At 55.3% G+C, this 17,645-nt stretch carries 14 protein-coding genes; 7 read left to right on the top strand and 7 right to left on the bottom strand.

Annotation, left to right across the window (positions count from 1 at the left end; genetic code table 11):
- Nucleotides 1-289: 289 nt before the first annotated feature.
- Nucleotides 290-478, top strand: coding sequence for a hypothetical protein (locus tag HKD27_RS15530; RefSeq protein ID WP_370544286.1), 189 nt, complete (start codon nt 290-292; stop codon nt 476-478).
- Between the two features lie 74 nt (nt 479-552).
- Here HKD27_RS15530 and mazF read toward each other — a convergent pair whose 3' ends face one another.
- The 7 genes from mazF to HKD27_RS15565 form a co-directional block, all read right to left on the bottom strand.
- Nucleotides 553-882 carry an endoribonuclease MazF gene (gene mazF, locus HKD27_RS15535; RefSeq protein WP_081107112.1) on the bottom strand — a complete coding sequence of 110 codons (330 nt, stop codon included), beginning with the start codon at nt 880-882 and terminating at the stop codon, nt 553-555.
- Nucleotides 883-1,125 (bottom strand): AbrB/MazE/SpoVT family DNA-binding domain-containing protein, encoded by a 243-nt coding sequence (locus HKD27_RS15540; protein ID WP_081107111.1) that lies wholly within the window; start codon nt 1,123-1,125, stop codon nt 883-885.
- Nucleotides 1,126-1,268: 143 nt separating this feature from the next.
- Nucleotides 1,269-2,006, bottom strand: coding sequence for a M48 family metallopeptidase (locus HKD27_RS15545; protein WP_194690146.1), 738 nt, complete (start codon nt 2,004-2,006; stop codon nt 1,269-1,271).
- 2 nt (nt 2,007-2,008) lie between these two features.
- Entirely contained in the window at nt 2,009-5,305 is a 3,297-nt protein-coding gene (locus tag HKD27_RS15550) for a type I restriction endonuclease subunit R (protein WP_194690147.1), read from the bottom strand.
- A gap of 31 nt (nt 5,306-5,336) precedes the next feature.
- The gene (locus HKD27_RS15555) at nt 5,337-6,545 is read right to left on the bottom strand and encodes a restriction endonuclease subunit S (protein ID WP_194690148.1); all 1,209 of its coding nucleotides are present in this window, start codon (nt 6,543-6,545) and stop codon (nt 5,337-5,339) included.
- A complete protein-coding gene (locus HKD27_RS15560) occupies nt 6,535-8,061 on the bottom strand; it encodes a type I restriction-modification system subunit M (RefSeq protein ID WP_194690149.1) in 1,527 nt (508 codons plus the stop codon). The genes HKD27_RS15555 and HKD27_RS15560 overlap by 11 nt, the downstream gene beginning before the upstream one ends.
- Before the next feature lie 34 nt (nt 8,062-8,095).
- Nucleotides 8,096-8,692: a hypothetical protein gene (locus HKD27_RS15565; RefSeq protein ID WP_062493629.1), complete on the bottom strand. Its 597-nt coding sequence runs from the start codon at nt 8,690-8,692 to the stop codon at nt 8,096-8,098.
- A 145-nt stretch (nt 8,693-8,837) separates the two neighbouring features.
- On the opposite strand from HKD27_RS15565, the gene HKD27_RS15570 reads away from it, so the two are divergent.
- The 6 genes from HKD27_RS15570 to HKD27_RS15595 all read left to right on the top strand — a co-directional run bounded on the left by HKD27_RS15570 (nt 8,838) and on the right by HKD27_RS15595 (nt 17,363).
- Nucleotides 8,838-10,214 (top strand): hypothetical protein, encoded by a 1,377-nt coding sequence (locus tag HKD27_RS15570; protein ID WP_194690150.1) that lies wholly within the window; start codon nt 8,838-8,840, stop codon nt 10,212-10,214.
- A gap of 96 nt (nt 10,215-10,310) precedes the next feature.
- The gene (locus HKD27_RS15575) at nt 10,311-11,423 is read left to right on the top strand and encodes a Fic family protein (protein ID WP_011251453.1); all 1,113 of its coding nucleotides are present in this window, start codon (nt 10,311-10,313) and stop codon (nt 11,421-11,423) included.
- A 404-nt stretch (nt 11,424-11,827) separates the two neighbouring features.
- A complete protein-coding gene (locus tag HKD27_RS15580) occupies nt 11,828-13,198 on the top strand; it encodes a hypothetical protein (RefSeq protein WP_194265644.1) in 1,371 nt (456 codons plus the stop codon).
- A gap of 324 nt (nt 13,199-13,522) precedes the next feature.
- On the top strand, nt 13,523-14,152 hold the full coding sequence (locus HKD27_RS15585) for a hypothetical protein (protein ID WP_194690151.1): 630 nt from the start codon (nt 13,523-13,525) through the stop codon (nt 14,150-14,152).
- The gene (locus HKD27_RS15590; RefSeq protein WP_194690152.1) at nt 14,149-16,332 is read left to right on the top strand and encodes a hypothetical protein; all 2,184 of its coding nucleotides are present in this window, start codon (nt 14,149-14,151) and stop codon (nt 16,330-16,332) included. Before HKD27_RS15585 ends, HKD27_RS15590 begins: the two co-directional genes overlap by 4 nt.
- Before the next feature lie 629 nt (nt 16,333-16,961).
- A complete protein-coding gene (locus HKD27_RS15595) occupies nt 16,962-17,363 on the top strand; it encodes a hypothetical protein (protein ID WP_197436625.1) in 402 nt (133 codons plus the stop codon).
- Nucleotides 17,364-17,645 lie beyond the last annotated feature (282 nt).

A 17,645-nucleotide genomic window follows, 5' to 3' on the forward strand; every position in this document is an offset into this window, starting at 1 on the left:
CTGCGGGCCGCAAGACGCTCAATCTGTCGAAACAGGCTCGTGCCGCCTGATCGTTCCTTTATTGTTCATGCCAAACGTTGTTTAGCGTACCATCCACACGATGGCCTCTGAATGACAAGGCGGTTTTGTCGTATCGGGCTGCAATAACGTCGCGCACCGGCGCCGCCGTGGCCACGCGGACAGCTTCGGTGCGGCTGTTGTTGGTGCGTGGGACCCCGTTCGTGACGGTACGGATGCCCAGTTTGAGGTAAGAGCCTTTGTCGGAGACGGACAGGGGTGGGAGGATCCGGTGACCGGAAGTCTCAATGCCGGGATCGCTCAATGGCTGATCGAAAGCGGAATCGCACCGGCGCAGTATGTGGCCAGTCAGGGCGCCGCATTACTAAGAGCTGGGCAGGTCTTCGTGGATAAGGTCGGTGACGATATCTGGATCGGCGGAAACGTCGTCCCCCGCATTTCCGGAACGATCATTTTATAGATTTTCGAAACGAACGGACGGCCTGCTTACTGTGACAGGGAAATCGAAAAGGAAGCATTCCCCGTTTCGGGTTCTTACCCGATCAGTAGACGAACTCGCTCGCGTAACGCTTCAAGTTCGCTTTCAGAGACCCGGCCTTTATGCTTTGCCCGTCTGGCATGCCAGTCAAGACTGCGAACCTGATCAGAGAGAACGACGCTTGTTGGTTCTCCCGTCAGGGGTACCTCAAAAGGATACCCTTTGACTTTTGTTGTTGTCGGGCAACAGACGATCATCCCAGATTTTTTGTTATAACTAGCGGGAGACAGTACGACAGCCGGGCGATGTCCGGCTTGTTCACGTCCTGCCTGAGGATCAAACTCCAGCCAGACAATGTCTCCGCAGTCTGGCACCCACGCCGACACTTACCAAATCTCTCCACCGACTCCAGATCCAAAACTCACTTCACCATGGCGGTTATCATCCGTGATCGCAGCGGTCAGGGCTTCCAGAGAAAGGGTAGCAGGTCGAACCGGCTGAATGACGATGCGTCCATCTTCTTCCCGGACATCAACGGCTTGATTAACATGCAGGTGAGCCGCTTCAAGGATATTGGCCGGTAAACGAATGGCGGCGCTGTTTCCCCATTTCCGAACGGTTCCAAGCATTGAATCCCTCCTGCATGTATCTACATTGTAGCTACCATATCAGCAATCTCCGCCGCAAGCCAAAAATGGCCAAATTTCCGCTTTTAGCGAATCGGACCTATGAAGCGGACAGTCTGAAATCCCCCCATTGCGGTCAAAGCGCATTATTTTTGCAGCATCATTTCCGCCATTCCATCCAGCCTTGCCTTATGCCGTTCCCAGTCTGGCATGACACGTTCCATAAGTCCCCAGAATGCCGGGCCATGATTGTGCTCCTTCAGATGACACAGTTCATGCAGGATGACGTAATCAATGCAGTCACGCGGGGCTTTGATCAGATGCGGGTTCAGCGTGATAGTGCCGCCCGGTGAGCAATTGCCCCATTGTGTCTGCATCACCTGAAGCTTCAGAACTGGAGGTGTTCTGACCCACAGCGTTGTGGGAAGGAGAGCGTCCAGGCGGTTTCGAAACACCTCCTGCGCCCGCGTAAAATACCAGAGTTCCAGCAGCTTCTGAATCCGTAAGGCATTGCGGTCCTGCACGGACACCTCCAGCCGTCCGCGCAACATCCGCACGGTCTCTGGCGCATCAGGCTGATGATGCACCTTCAGAAGATGCCGCCGCCCCAGATAGAAGTGGCTTTCCCCGCTGACATACGCGCGCGGCGTTGCATGTTCCCGCACCGCCCGGAAATCGCGCAGTTTCTGCCAGATCCAGCGGGTTTTCTGGTGTAGCGCCTTCTCCAGATCCGCATCGGATGTGCCTTCAGGGATGACAGCCTCAACACGCAGGTCCGGATGCACCCTGATCCGCAGCGTCGTGCCAGGACGTGCACGGGGCAGCAGTTCTACCCGGATCTGCTCACCGCCATAGGTCAGAACGCGAGAAGGGGTTTCTTCCATGCTCAGCCACGCAACGGATCAGCAGGTCCGGCCCGCATGATCTGGATGACCTGCTCGATAATCTCCTGCGCCTTGTCCACACCAAAGCCCGCTTTCTGGCCCGTGCTGAACAGAAGGGGCAGCAGTTCCTTGCGCACCGCTTTTTCCATATCCGGACGGCTGAGCGAATTTTCCCGCACAGCCTTGTCCACGACTGTGTCAATCTGGAACGCCAGATCAATCCAGCGCTGGTTTTCCTCATCCGTCTGCTTATGGTTGAAGATGGCAGCCAGTGTTTTGAGGAACACGCCATAATAGGCCTGCGCGTGGCGATGGCCGTCAAAAACAGAGGGGATGTTCTCCAGCTTGCGGTTGGCTACCTGTTGCTCAAACTCCTGGAACAGCATGAACTGCTTGAGCGGATGGTCGAACAGGCTTTCCGCTTCCGCGATGACCTTGCGCAGCAGGGCCGAAAACGCTTCCTTCGCATAAGGGTCATCCTGCATCTCGTGGTCGATCATCTTCGTCACACGGGTGCGGATCAGATCGGTCTCATTACGGGTCTTTTCTTCGCTCCAGGTCTCTGGTTCGTTGTCTTCGGGCTTCTGGCCCATCTTGCCGACCGCATAGAGCCCTTCAGACTCATGCACTTTCACTCCCGCCACATGCCGGTCCAGCAGCTTTTTGACCTGTTCGGCATACTGGTCAAAATCGACTTTTTCACCGGTATCCTGCATCACCATCTGGCGCAGACTGGTCAGTTGCTTCAGCGTTTCCTTGTAGGTGGCGCGGTCCTTTTCCGTAAAGCTGGTGTCTTCAAAGAACGCCACGGATTGCAGGGCTACTTTCAGGCAGGCGGCAAACTTCGTCAGCGCCTCATAGAAATCATCCCGACGCTTGAGGTTCACGTCCACCATCTGGCCGTGCTCTTCCACCATGCGGGGCATGAGCACGGCACGCAGCTGCTGGAGGTCACTCCTGTTCTTCACGCCGTCAAAAATAGCCCAGAGCGCTTTGTACAAGGCCGGGAGTTCGCGGTATTCCGTGCTCATCTGGCTATACAGACCGGCAATGTCCTTGGGGTCATACCCGCCAACATTTTCGGCCGCCAGTTCGTCATAGCGGGCAAGTGTGGTGTCCAGCTCCGCCAGAATGCCGCGATAGTCGATCAGCAGGCCGTGCTTCTTCTGGTCATGCAGCCGGTTCACGCGGGCAATGGCCTGAAGCAGATTGTGCTGTTTCAGCGGCTTGTCGATATACAGCACCGCATTCTTTGGTTCATCAAAGCCGGTCAGCAGCTTGTCGACCACGATGATCAACCTGAGGTCCGGGTCCTTCTCGAAGCGCTCGATAACCCCGCGTGTGTAGTCATCCTCGCTCTGGCTGCCGACATTGTTCTTCCACCAGTCCTGAATTTCGGGCTGCCTGCGTTCATCCACTTCCGTATGGCCCTCGCGCGTATCGGGCGGGCTCATGACGATGGCGCTCTCGAACAGACCAACCTCGTCCAGATATCGTTTATAGCGGATGGCGGAGAGCTTGCTGTCACAGGCCAGCATGCCCTTGAGGTCCATGTCGATATTGTTGTCAAAATGTGTGGCCAGATCCATGGCAATCAGCCGGATGCGGTCATCCGCCTTATACACCTGATTGGCGCGGGCAAAACGCTTCTTGAGGTCCGTGACCTGCTCCTCGGTCAGCCCCTGCGTGATGCGTTCGAACCAGGCATCAATGGCCTCATCATTCACGTTCAGATCGGGCTTGCGTTCTTCATAGAGCAGGGGTGTCACGGTTCCATCCGAGACAGCCTGCTGCATGGTGTAGGAGTGGATGATCCTGCCAAAACGGTTGGTGGTCTCACTCCCTTTGAGCAGCGGTGTGCCGGTAAAGGCGATGAAGGCGGCGTTGGGCAGGGCGTGCTTCATGCGGGCATGGTTCTCACCGCCCTGACTGCGATGGCCTTCATCCACCAGCACGATGATGTCCGCGCTGTCATTATGGCATTCGGGCAGAGCGGTGGCGGTGTGGAACTTGTTGATGAGCGAGAAGATGATCCGTTCCTGCCCATGCCCGATTTGCTGCGCCAGACGGCGGCCTGAGGTCGCGAGCGCCTCTTCCTTGTCCTTCTTGTCCGCCAGTTCGCCACCGGTGGAGAAGGTGGTGCTCAACTGGCGTTCCAGATCCTTGCGGTCCGTCACCACCAAGATACGGCATTGCTTGAGGTCGTCATCCAGAATGAGGGCGCGGCTGAGGAACACCATGGTGAAGGACTTGCCGGACCCGGTGGTGTGCCAGACCACGCCGCCCTCACGCCCGCCATCACTGCGGCGGGACTTGATGCGTTCCAGCAGGCGCTTGATGCCGAAAACCTGCTGATAGCGGGCGACGATCTTGCCTGCCTTGCGGTCGACCAGCGTGAAGAACCGCGCCATGTCCAGCAGGCGATCGGGCGAGAGCAGGCCGATCAGCAGCCGGTCCTGATCCGTGACATGCAGCGGGCGGGAGGCCCAGTCCTCGAACCATATCCGGGCCGGGGGCTTTCGATCGGCAAACAGCGCGTCTTTTTGCGCACCCGAAAGCGGCGTGTTCTTGAGCGTCTCCATCCGGCTTTCAGGAATGTCCTCTTCCTTCCAGCTTGCCCAGAACTTTTTGGGCGTGCCGCAGGTGCCATAGCGCCCGTCATGCCCGGTGATGGAGAGCAGAAGCTGGCTGTAGGCAAAAAGCTGCGGGATTTCACCCTTGCTCTGGTTGCGAATACTCTGGGAAATGCCAGCGTCCACCGTTGGGCCTTTGCCCGGCTGACCATCGGGGCGCTTGGCCTCGATCACGGCCAGCGGAATCCCGTTGACGAAGCACACGATGTCCGGCCTGCGGGTCTGTGTCAGATCCGTGCGCAGAACGCTGTATTCCTCGGTGAAGGTAAAGCTGTTGTTGTCCGGGTTCTGCCAGTCGATGAGCGGAATGGTGGGTCTGGCCTTGTGTCCATTGATGCGTTCATGTGCAACGATGCCGAACAGCAGATGCGTGGTCATTTTGTCATTGGCGTCGCGCAGGCCGGACACGAAATCCGGATGCGTGACGTGTGACACCAGCGCATCAATGGCCTGATCAGACAGACTGTGCTCCTGCCCTTCAAACGTAAAGCGCCTCTTTTTCAATTCTGCCCGCAGGATTGTGTCCAGCACCACGGCACTCTGCTTGCCGCCCCGCAAAGCCAGCGCCTCGGATGGAGGCAGAAACCGCCAGTCGAGAGTGCTGAGCAGCGCCAGTGCCGGAAGCTTGGCACTGTATTCTTCCTGAAATTTCGGGACGGAAACCATGATGTTCAAATATCCTGTGGACTGAAATGATTTAATCGACCGTCACGCGGCGCTTGCCGGTGAGAAGCTGTTGCATCAGAGCTTTCTTCTCCTGACGTAGGCGCGAGAGGTCGGATTCAAGCGCTGTGATTTCTTCGTCTGCTGTTGTTAGGACAGTAGCGATGGCTTGTTGTTCGGGGAGTAGGGGCGCGCTGATGTGTATTTTGCCGAAGTCTTTTTTAGATATTTCGGCAAATGTTGACCCAGAGGCCAGGCGCTGTATTTCATGCTTCTGAGTGCACAGAAAGTAATAGACAAACTCGGGAAGGAATAATTTATTAAATACGATATTTTTGAAGCCTTGATTAGTTGTAATGGGTTTCTTGGCAATCGCCATATAACCAATCGTGGCGCGTGTACAAACAAGCAAGGAGCCTACTGGTAACAAAATGGTTGAGCTGTCTTTAATTCCCGTCTGTGTTATTTTTCGCTTTGTATCATCAACGTATTTCCCTCTTAACGATGTGACATCGGTAGGCGTGAGCCAAAGCACATCTCCATCCCAATAAGCGGGCACTGTGGTATCGGGTGTGCCGCCAGAGACAATTTTTCCGGTCTTTTCTAAAGAGACTTTCTCCCACTCCCCCGTGAACCCCGGCAGGCGTTTTTTGCCTGTGAGGAGTTGCTGCATGAGGGCTTTTTTCTGCTGCTGGCTGTTGGCCAGAAGCTTCTCCGTCCCCTCAATCGCACGATCCCACGTCGAGAGGATCGCCGCGATCTTCTTCTGTTCGGGAAGAGGGGGGAGATTGATAATAATTTCTCCACAATCAGGGACGCGCATATGAGCGACAGTCCCTCCATTACTAAGATCATCAATCTGCTTTTTGCAAAATGGACTTTCCAGTGAATAAAATAAGAATAAGTTACTACTTTTTTTAGGATTGGCACGATACATCATTGTGCGCTGCCCTAGAAAAACTCCTTGCGCATCTTTGAGTATTCCTGCCTCCCCAACGGGGGCTTCGCGAGTAAAAATTAAGTCTCCAGTTTGAGGCGTACCGCGTTTGGTCCATTGCGTGTAGGTATCTTGGGTAACGTACCGGACATCCTGTGTATCAACACGCCCATTGCGAACATTTGTTGTCCGTATCATGCGATAAGGAGTAACAAAGTCTACTACTGGGGCAGTTTTATTGACGCAGTCGATGATGTCGCTGCAAGCATCTTTTATCGGAAGACGTTCCCACCCCTCAGGAAGCATAACCCAACTCCTTCAGATAAGCGTCCATCTGGGCTTCCAGCTTCGCCAGTTCCGCCTTGATCTCCGCCCGTTCGGCCCGAACAGCGTTCAGGTCGATTTCTTCTTCTTCTTCAAACGTATCGACATAACGCGGAATGTTCAGGTTGTAGTCGTTCTCCCTGATCTCGTCTGGCGTGGCGAGATGGGCGTATTTGTCCACGTCCTTGCGGGCGCGGTAGGTGTCCACAATCTTCGAGATGTTCTCTTCGGTCAGCACGTTCTGGTTCTTGCCCGCCTTGAACTCCCGGCTGGCATCAATGAACAGCACATCCTTCGTCTTGCGGTCCTTGCGGAAGATCAGAATGGCCGCCGGGATCCCGGTGCCGAAGAACAGCTTTTCGGGTAGGCCGATCACGGCATCCAGCAGGTTTTCCTCAATCAGCTTCTGGCGGATCCTGCCTTCCGAACTGCCCCGGAACAGCACGCCATGCGGCACGACCACGCCCATGCGCCCGGTGCGGTCTTTCAGGGTGCTGATCATGTGCAGAATAAAGGCGTAATCGCCCTTAGTCTTGGGCGGCACACCACGGGCAAAGCGATGATGCACGTCTTGCTCAGCCTCGTCATGGCCCCATTTATCGAGACTGAAAGGCGGGTTGGCCGTCACCACGTCAAAGCGCATCAGGTGGTTCCTGTCATCCAACAGCTTGGGGTTGCGGATGGTGTCGCCCCATTCAATGCGGTGGTTGTCCTCGCCGTGCAGGAACATGTTCATCTTGGCAAAGGACCATGTGGAGCCAATGGCTTCCTGCCCATACAGGGCGTAGTCCTTGCTGCCCTTGTGGTTCTGCGTCACCTGCTTGCCACACTTCATGAGCAGGGAGGCCGAGCCACAGGCCGGGTCACAGATGCTCTCACCCGGCTGAGGGCTTAAAATACGGGCCAGCAGTTCACTGACTTCCGGCGGGGTATAGAACTCGCCTGCTTTTTGCCCACCACTGGCAGCAAAATTTTTGATCAGGAATTCATAGCCGTTGCCAATCACATCCAGATTGCCAACGCGGGAGGGGCGCAGGTTCAGGTCCGGTTTGGCAAAATCTTCCAGCAGATGCCGCAGAATGGTGTTCTTCTGCTTTTCATCTCCCAGCTTGTCAGAATTGAAGCTGATGTCCTGGAAGACGCTCTTGCCTGCGTCCTTCAGCTTGGTGCCGTTGGCTTCCTCGATGGCGTGCAGGGCCTTGTCAATCCGCTCACCATTGCCGGGGGCGTTGCGCTCTTTGTAGAGCGTATAGAAATCAGCACCTTTTGGCAGAACAAAGCGTTCCTGCGCCATCATGGCTTCAATCAGTTCGGGATTGTCGCCATATTCCTTTTTGTAAGTGTCATAATGATCCTGCCACACATCGGAGATGTATTTCAGGAATAGCATGGTCAGCACGTAATCCCGGTAAGTGTCGGGGCTGACAGTGCCACGGAAGGTGTCACAGGCGTTCCAGAGCGCCTTGTTGATGGTATCTTGTGAAATCTGCTCGGTCACGAAATTGGGTCCTGTTTCAAAACGTAAGGGAGTGTCAGTCCGCCAGAAGGTCTCTGGCAAGTCCGGTCATGATCTGGTGGTTGGTCTGGCGAAGGCGTTGCAGAAGCTCTTCCTCACGCTGTATGGCGTTGGCCAGACCCACAATCTGTTCCTGTCGAGGCAGAGAAGGCAGCACGACAGGCGTGGCCTCCAGCACTGGCCGGGCAATGTTGCGCACGAGCGTGGAACTCTGAGCGTTCTGCTCCAGATGCCGCTGTGCTGGCTCCTGATTGAGCCACCATGCCAGATAAGCAGGCAGCACATCCGGATGCATCACGCGCAGAAGAAAGAAGTGCGGAGCGGCGACGGCCTGAAGGCTGCCAATGCTCTCATCGATCAGAACTGCCTGTGACACATTGCCACGGGCAGGGAAGAGAATATCGCCCGGACGCAGCCAGTCTGGCTCACGCCGTCCGGCCACTTCGGTGCGCACGCAAGACGTCCAGTCCACGCCGGAAGGTGAGGTGTCACGCATCTGCACGACAACCGTCTCGGCCCCTTCGATTGGCTCGATTTTCCCTCGGAACGGGTGACCTGCTGCGACTGTTGCGATATCTGAGAGATTCGATTTATATGCGCGAACGTGCTTCATGCGATTATATAGGCGGCATAAATACGGCTCTGTCAACAATAAATATGCATGAATGACGTTCATGCAAAACGAAGGGCATCATTCAGCCCGGCTCTGGAACATGATACGCTGACAATCGCACCACATGTTATGCAAGGGAGTGGTTATGGTCGCCGATCATCTGAACGGACTGATCCGCTATCTCGGGCAGGATGACTGGAAAGAGTGTTTCGAGGAGGTTCTGGGCGACCATCTCGGTCCCGCTCTGGAAGCGGCCGATATGACCTTTGAAGACCTGGGCGAGGTCCTTGGTCCGGACGTCGCTATGACGCTCTGGGGGTGCGCGTTCGAGGACTTCCTTGGTCAGGACTGGGACGAGGGCCGGAATTTCGTCGAAGTCTATCTGAAGCGTCGGGGCTGGAAGGAGGGGTCGCGCAACAGCGCCTATATGCGGGCTCTCAAGGATTCCGTCATGAGCCTGTATGAGGTCTCCGATATCGTTCCGGGTCAGAGCCTGATGGCGCGGGATCTGCTGCGCGGTAGCAAACCCGTGCTGGTGCGTGAAGGCACGGCCACGAAGACACTCCGGCCATGGGACCGAATTGCCGCACGTCTGGTGCCGGAGGATGGTCATACAATTCTGGCTGGCGGTTTGCTGGCGCATTCACAGGATGCGTGTGAGGACCTTACCGAGCATCTCTATGATGTTCTGCGCCGTAAGCGGAGCAAGGCTGAATTCCCGACGGTCAGAACAGAGGTGCTGCATGATCTGGCGCCGATGTTCACACTGACCTGGCTGTTCCGCACCCTGGAGAACATGGCGGGGCTGAGAGAGCTGCCTGTCCTGTTCAATGGAGATGGGGAGGATCTGGTTTTCCACGATATCTGTTTTCCGCTCGCCAGGGGCGTGACCCAGAAAACGGTGGCGGAGGTCCTGGAGAAACTCTCTGGGCTGCGATCCGACGAGCGGTTGTTCTGGAACTGGTTGCGCATGCCGGAACAGAAAAAGGCCACATCGTCCCGTTCTTCGCATCAGGATGCACAGGCGCAGTTTCTGAGCAGTGAAATGGATGATGGCAGCATTGTGCTGGGAACGCTGGAACTGAAAGGGCGGAAACTCCGGCTGGAGGTCAATTCGAGGTCTCGTGCAGAGCAGGGGCAGGCGATGCTCAAAGAGGCATTGGGAAATCTTGTCGGGGCGCCGATAACCCAGATTATGACAGCTCAGCAGGCGATGGATGAACGGGGCAGGGAAGAGGGTTGTAAGACGCCAGACGTCCAGATCCCGCCAGGGGAAGAAGCCCGGATGCTCGCTGAGGTGCTTGAGCGTCACTACCGGAAGACGCTTGATGACGTTGTCCCGGCATTGGGAAACATGACACCCCGACAGGCAGTTCGTACGGCTACGGGTCGCAAGGCGGTGGCGGCATGGCTGAAACAGATTGAAAACACGACAGCCGGTCTGGGACGGGCGGAGGTGACATCATCGTTCAGTTTTGACTGGATGTGGAACGAACTCGGGATTGCAGGCTTGAGGAAATAGCTTGGTGTGTTTTCCTGTGGGGTGTCTGATTGCGGAGATTAAGATTGCATTCTGCGGTGATTAGCTGGCATATTCTCCGCAGAAAACGCGGGAAATATGGTGCGATACATCTATCAGCAAGCAGAATGGCCAGATTTTCGGTGGGACAAGGATGCTATTTCCCATGAGCTGGCCGCCGTGCGTCACCGGCAGGGGCGCCTCTTGGGGCGAATGGAAAGCCTCGGCTTCGATTTCAGGTCCGAAGCCGTGCTCCAGACCCTGACGGAAGATGTCATAAAGTCGAGCGAGATTGAGGGCGAAAACCTTGATCGCGAGCAGGTCCGATCTTCCATTGCCCGGAGACTGGGCATGGATATTGGTGCGCTGGCACCGGTGGATCGGGATGTCGAAGGCGTCGTGGAGATGATGCTGGATGCGACCAAGCATTATGCCGACCCGTTGACCGAAGAGAGACTGTTCGCCTGGCATGCGGCCTTGTTCCCGACAGGCCGAAACGGCATGTCACGCATTCTGGTCGGAGAGTGGCGTGATGACAGAACCGGCCCGATGCAGGTCGTGTCAGGCACTGTCGGACGGGAGAAGGTCCATTATGAGGCCCCGGCAGCCAGCAGGGTGCCCGCTGAGATGCAGGCCTTTCTTGACTGGTGCAACGCCGAGCAGGCACTGGACCCTGTGCTGAAGGCTGCCATCGCACATCTGTGGTTTGTCACCATTCATCCGTTTGAGGATGGAAACGGACGCATTGCGCGGGCCGTCGGCGACCTTATGCTGGCGCGCTCGGAACAGACAGACCAGCGTTTCTACAGCCTGTCAGCTCAGATCCGTCAGGAGCGGAAGGATTACTATGCCATTCTTGAGGCCACCCAAAAAGAGGATATGGACATCACGGCTTGGCTGCACTGGTTTCTGGGGACTCTGGATCGCGCCTTTGATCGTGCTGAACTGGTCCTGGGAAAAGTCATCCAGAAGGCCCGGTTCTGGGACAATCTGGCCGGGCAATCGATTAATAACCGGCAACGCCTTATGCTGAACCGTCTACTGGACGGGTTCGAGGGCAAGCTGACCTCATCCAAATGGGCGAAGTTGGCGAAGACGTCACCGGATACGGCTTTGCGGGATATTAATGGCCTTGTGGACTGCGGTATCCTCGTGAAGGAAGCAGCAGGTGGTAGAAGCACAAGCTACGAGTTGGTTTTTCCTGAGATGTAGGAGGGCGAGATGAGTGATGCTCGCTCATCGTGAAATCCGTCGGAATGGATAACTTGATGAATATATTGAATTATTAAGGTGTTGAAGGATCTCTAAAGTCGATTAACCAATCCACTCGCCAGTAGCAGTTTTCTTCGGTTGTGTGCCCCCGCAACCATACATATCCGTCTGAAAAGACAGAAGAAAAGCCACCCGATCGGGTGGCTTTTTTTGTGCCTAGAATCTCCCGCAGGAAACACATAGGAAACAGACGGAAAGGTACCGGGGCGCATTTTTGTCCACTTTCACAAATGCGTGATTGAAGAGCGGGGCACCCTATCGCCTGTTTCGGCGTATCATTCTAGGCTTGTCGAGTCAGGACAGCCCGCCCCCTGCTGTCCGTACCAGGAGACGCAGGATTACCCATGGCCGCAGATGAACTTACCGGACTGATCCGATATCTCGGTCAGGAGGACTGGCAGGACCGTTTTGGCGAAGTGCTTGGCGATCACATTGGTCCGGTGCTGGAAGCGGGCGACATCACCTTCGAGGATCTGGCAGAGATGATCGGTCCTGACGTCGCCATGACGTTATGGGGCTGCGCCTTCGAGGATTTTCTTGGGCAGGACTGGGACGATGGCCGGAACTTCGTGGACGTTTACCTCAAGCGTCGGGGCTGGAAGGAAGGGCCGCGCAACAGCGCCTATATGCGGGCGCTCAAAGCTTCGGTCATGAGCCTGTATGAAGTCTCGGACATCAGACCCGGCCAGAGCCTGATGGCGCGTGACCTGCTGCGGGGTGGTGATCCGGTAATGTTGCATGAAGGCACGGCCACCCGGACGCTCAGGCAGTGGGACCGCATTGCTGCGCGTCTCGTGTCATCCGATGGAAAGACCATTCTGGCAGGTGGGTTGCTCGCTTATTCGCGGGGTGCCTGTGAGGATCTGGCGACGAATCTTTACAAGGTGCTTCGAAAGCGGCAGGGCACGGCGGAGTTTCCGAAAGTCGATACGCAGACGCTGCGTGAGCTTGCGCCGATGTTCACGCTGACCTGGCTGTTCCGGACGCTGGAGGATATGGCGCGGCAGATGGATGGTCCCGCGCTGTTCAATGGAGACGGGGACGATCTGGTTCTGCATGAGGTTTGCTTTTCGCTGGCTAAGGGCGTGACGCAGAAGAAAGTCGCCGATGTGCTTGACGGGATCATGGCCCTGCGACCTGAAAACCGGTTATTCTGGAACTGGCTGAAAGAGCCGGCGAGTGGTCCCCTGCGCAAGGCTAGACGGGATGGAAACGGGCGGTTCCTGCGCACGGAGATGGATGATGGTGCGATCGTGTTGGGCACGCTGGAGCTGAATGGGCGGCAGTTGCGGCTGCAGGTGAACTCGAAAGAGCGTGCCGAACTTGGCCGTGCCTTGCTGCAGGCTGGTCTGGGTGATCTCGTGGGCACTCCACTCACGCAGATCATGACACCGGCGCAGGCAATGGAAGAGCGGGAGCATCACGGACGGGAAGCATCGCCAGCGCTGCAGATCCCGCCCGAGGAGGAAGCCCGGATTATCGGGCAGATGCTGGAGCGTCACTATCGGCAGGTGCTTGATGAGCCGGTTCCGGCGCTGGGGGATATGACGCCGCGTCAGGCCGTCAGGACAGTTTCAGGGCGTAAAAAGGTGGCGGCCTGGTTGAAGGGGATCGAAAACACTACCGCACGTGCCTCGGGTGGTCATGGAGCCATGGCCGCCTACAATTTTGGGTGGATGTGGAGCGAACTCGGACTCTCAGAACTAAGGAAATAGTCCGCTTACGCCTTCATGTCGGACATGTGCTCTCTAAGAGGGGGGCGGTATAGCGGACACAACTCGTCCACAGATGAACTATCAACGCGGGTCGTTTCCTGCATGATCGGTTTTGGTATGCCAGCCAAATGTAGCTGCCATTCGCAGAGACAGGTGTTCAACTGATGGGACCACGGATCAGCGCCAGCACAGAGAGGATGGCCTAGACAGGCAATGATTCCTCGGGCACTTTTCGAGCGTAATGGGGAGATGAGCAATATGAAATCGGAACGGCAACCATATACGCAGTGCGGTCGATCCGACAGCAACCCCGAAGCCTGAACAATGGCCTCTGTCCGTAGAGCCATTGTATTCCTAGATTGGGATACTGCCCGTCGAATTGCTCCCGCAGACCGCATCCAAGCTTCCGACCTCAAACGCGCCGCGCGGCAGATCGAACAGGTCTTTTCTGCCCTGCAAGAAATCGTTGCATCTCACCTGACAGATTTGGATCCGAAGTCGCTGTTCCGCGTTCGCTGGCGACTTTATCACGGCTGGTATAGCGGCAAGACCAAAACCTTCGACTACCAAGCAATAAACAGATTTTTACAAGAAGCGATTACGATTGTTATCAAGAACGTCTCTTTCGGTATCGACATCGAAGTTGCGACGTCCATGCTCATCGGGGGGCAGCGCATGCCGTTGTATGATAGCTTACGACAACTAGAAGAAGCCGACGGGACAAAAGTTGTAAGGCAAAAGATGGTTGATACTAGCCTAATCTGTGATCTTTTGCAGTCTTCTCGTAGTTCTCGTGATGATATCCACCTCGTTTACGGCAACGATGACGATCTGTTGCCAGGAGTATTTGCGGCTGAGGCCTGGGGTGCATATATCCACATGTTCCGTCCGGATCATGGGAGCAGGTACTTAGATACCCGTCGAATCGTCTCTGTCCTGAGGAGGCCTGAATGATTTCACACGAGCTTTTAGAGCGCGACCTTCGCCCGTTTGCTGATCCGGCGACGGACGTCGAAGTGCTGGCTAATGAGCAAACCATCCGGGTTTCGATGATACGTGACGGCGAAAACCACGTCATTACCTTGAATACGGACTCTGGCCACGTGCGGCTTCAAACCGCGCAAGAAGGGGAACCAGTCACGCGTGATTTTCCAAGTCTCCGTTCGCTTCTGGCTTCTCAATACTTCTCCAATGTTCAGGTGCTGGCGGACAATCAAAGGCGCTTATTAGATTCGCAACGCGTAAGCGCCTTCATCGAGCCTGAAGGCGAGATTGACGGGAGTCCTCTTACTCTCGACACTTTCCAACAAGAGGCGATGCTTCGAGAACAGGATTCGCATGAGAAGCCTATCAGACTTATTCTCTTGGATGGTTCTGCAGGGGTGGGTAAGACGTCCCTGATTTCTCAACTCGTTCTGTCACGAGCCGAGAGTTACGGACGAGAAGGCAATCAGCCGCCTATTCTACACGTCGCCAATCGTGGGCGACGTTTAGTCAGCTTGGACGAACTGATTGCACTGTCCATTCAGCTTGTCCGTGGCAGATTTACGTACGATCAGGTGCCATCTTTGGTTCGGTATGGCGTATTGCAAATCGCGATTGATGGTTTTGACGAGCTGGTCGATGCTGACGGCTATGCCGATACTTGGTCAGTTCTCCGGGATTTCCTGAGTGAGATTGAAGCCGGCGGCCCTATCATTCTCGCAGGGCGAGATACGTTCTTTGATCTCACGAAGTTCTCTGAGCGACTGCACGACCTCAGCGCTAAGGTTAGCCTTAAGCACGCTAGCTTATCGCCGATCACTCCTGCGACGGCAAAAGCATGGCTTGCGCGGAACGGTTGGTCGGCCGAAGAGCTAAGCTCCAGCGAAGCCGCTGAACTGCTAAAACCTGACTCCTATGTCCTCCGACCATACTTCCTGAGCACGATCGCACCATTGGGTGGCGTTGACTCCGTCCTAGGAGACCTAGTTAGCCCACGAAATTTCCTTGTGAAAAGCTTTCTTCAGAGAGAAGCTAAGCTGATCATTCAGCGTATAAAATTGGATGAACTAACCGCAGCCAAGTTGCTGTGGGAACTGTTCGAATTAGTGGCCCTTGAGATGGCCGAGGCCGAGACGGAGTCTGTCGACTTACCATTTCTACAACTCGCTGTTGATCTTACGTTCGAACGCGCACTCAAAGATCCTTCCGATGTAGCAAAGCTTCGTCATAAAGCGGGTTCGTTCGCCCTTATGGACAACGACACGCGACAGGGATTCCGCCGATTCCCGCATACAGAAATATCGAATCATTTTCTAGCGAGCGCCTTATTTAAGGAAGTGCTGGCGGGCAAAATCCCGCGTTTTCTGAGGCGCGGTTACTTTGGCACTGACCTACTTCTTATTGCAGGCGAGCAGATGTTAGATCTGCCTGCAGAGAGTTTCCGTGATCTAAGGTCTAGATTGATTACACTTATGCGTAACGATGTTGGTGCAGAACGGCTGAGCGACAACGTTACGAGCCTGCTAGCAACGTCGGCTGTCGTAGATACGCCGGATGAACTGCTAATCGAGCGGACCAACGCAGGGGACGTAGTCCTGTTTGGTACGACCGGGACGGTTCGTATGGTGGAAGTAAGCATGAATCGACTCGACTGCCGAGGAGCTAACTTGTCTGCAATCGCGTTTGATCAATGCTCCGCGTCAGTATTAGTCGTTAATGACCAGACATTAATTGGGCCGACAGTACCCGTTGTCGGCAGCTTGATGGTGGAATCGGCGGGAAAAACGACAGTGCTGTACAATCCGGAGGAGATCGACACTTGGGTATCCACTCATCAAGCTAGTATGAACTATACGCTGGTCGAGAATGAAGCCACGAGACTGTTGGAGAAAGTTTCTCGCGTATTTCTACGGCAGTTCTTCATTAAAAGTGATCCACTTGACCCTGCGGGACGTTATCTCTCGGAGGATCTTTGGCCTGCGATCGAGGAGAAGCTCTCGTCTGCGGGCCGGTTGCGTAGGACAGATAGAAAAGATGCATCCGGAAAGCGCGGCGAGTTCATTCACATCATCAACGCTGGCGCGTTCTTGGAACGTAACTCAAAAGACGAACGCAAAATTTGGGAGGACGTCGGGAAGTTGGCGCAGTAGCTCGCCTTTACGCGTTAAGCATATTCCATTCATGATGCGGCAGTGAAGGGGCGCTTTCGGGCCCCGGTCTAGGCTTTCTGGATGACGTAGGTGGGACGCGTAGCTGTCATGGACGTTAATAGCACGTATGGTAGATTTTCTATTTTCATCGCCCAACAGCCGACCTGCCGCTTACCCCCCCAAGTCAGCTGCAACGCAGAGAGACGGTTCCAAGCCTGCGTGAGTTAAAATGTCTCTCGCAAAGAGGGCCAGAGACGATCAGGCTGTCTTTCCGGGAGCAGACGTTGTTCTTGGATGAGCGCCCCTGGAACACGCCTCGAAAAGACCTTTTCGGGTCTTTTTTGTGCCACGTACCCTATGTCCGATAATAAGAATTAACGGACATAGGTGGTGGGAAGGGGGCAATTTTCAGAAAAAAGACGGAGACTTACCTTTTGAGGATATTAGGGTGTTTGAATGCTGTTGCTACGGGCCGCTTGGTGGTATTGAAGGCTCATAGGCGAGAGACACAGCGCGCCTTCCGGCCTGTGAAATAACGGAAAAATCTCTCAGACAAACAGTCATGACATCCTGTTCGGAGTGTGGCGCAAATCAGGCCCTGTGACTCATCCTTCCGGTCGAGGATTCAAATGACGATTTCCCTTGAAGAGCTCAAAAAGCAGGCACGACAGGAAAGCCGGTCAGGTGCTTTGTCTTATACGCAGGCTCTTGCACAACTCTCCCAACGCCACGGATTCCGGACTTTCGCTGCTCTGAAAGCCAGTCTCGCCAAATCGTCAGCGGTGCATGCCCAAGGCCCTGCTCCCGGTGGGAGCGGAAACGCCCGCCTTCGCGGAGAAATTGTCGGACCTATCATCATCGGTACGATCCGGGACGACCCTCATCCGATCTCGATGGATCAGCTCAAAGCTATGGGTGGAAAGGTGTTTGAAATGTCTTTTCCTGCGGACGTAAAGCAGCACTATGCGGAACTCGTCGCGTCCGGGAAGGTGATCGATCTTGGAGACTATCCGAAAAACGACGCCTCATAGGATCAATGGTTCCCCCGTTCGCCGAGAGGCTCACCCGTCTCAGTCTTGAGCTGGGACGACTGGATCAGGCGCTGAGACGTGGAGAGATCGAAGAACCGTTGATTGATGCGTCTGGCTCCTGATTTCAGAGTTTTGGCGTGCTGATTGATGGCTCCTGGGGTGGCTTTCGCTCTGCGTTTTGAGCAGATCGGGAACGATCATCCGCTGGACTGCTACGCGTGGGCGTTAATCCTCTCGAGGAAGAGAAGGCGGCGCATATTATAGACGATATTGGCCAGCCCG

The sequence above is a fragment of the Gluconobacter sp. R75690 genome (assembly GCF_015244525.1).
In the GTDB taxonomy this organism is placed as follows: Bacteria; Pseudomonadota; Alphaproteobacteria; order Acetobacterales; family Acetobacteraceae; genus Gluconobacter; species Gluconobacter potus.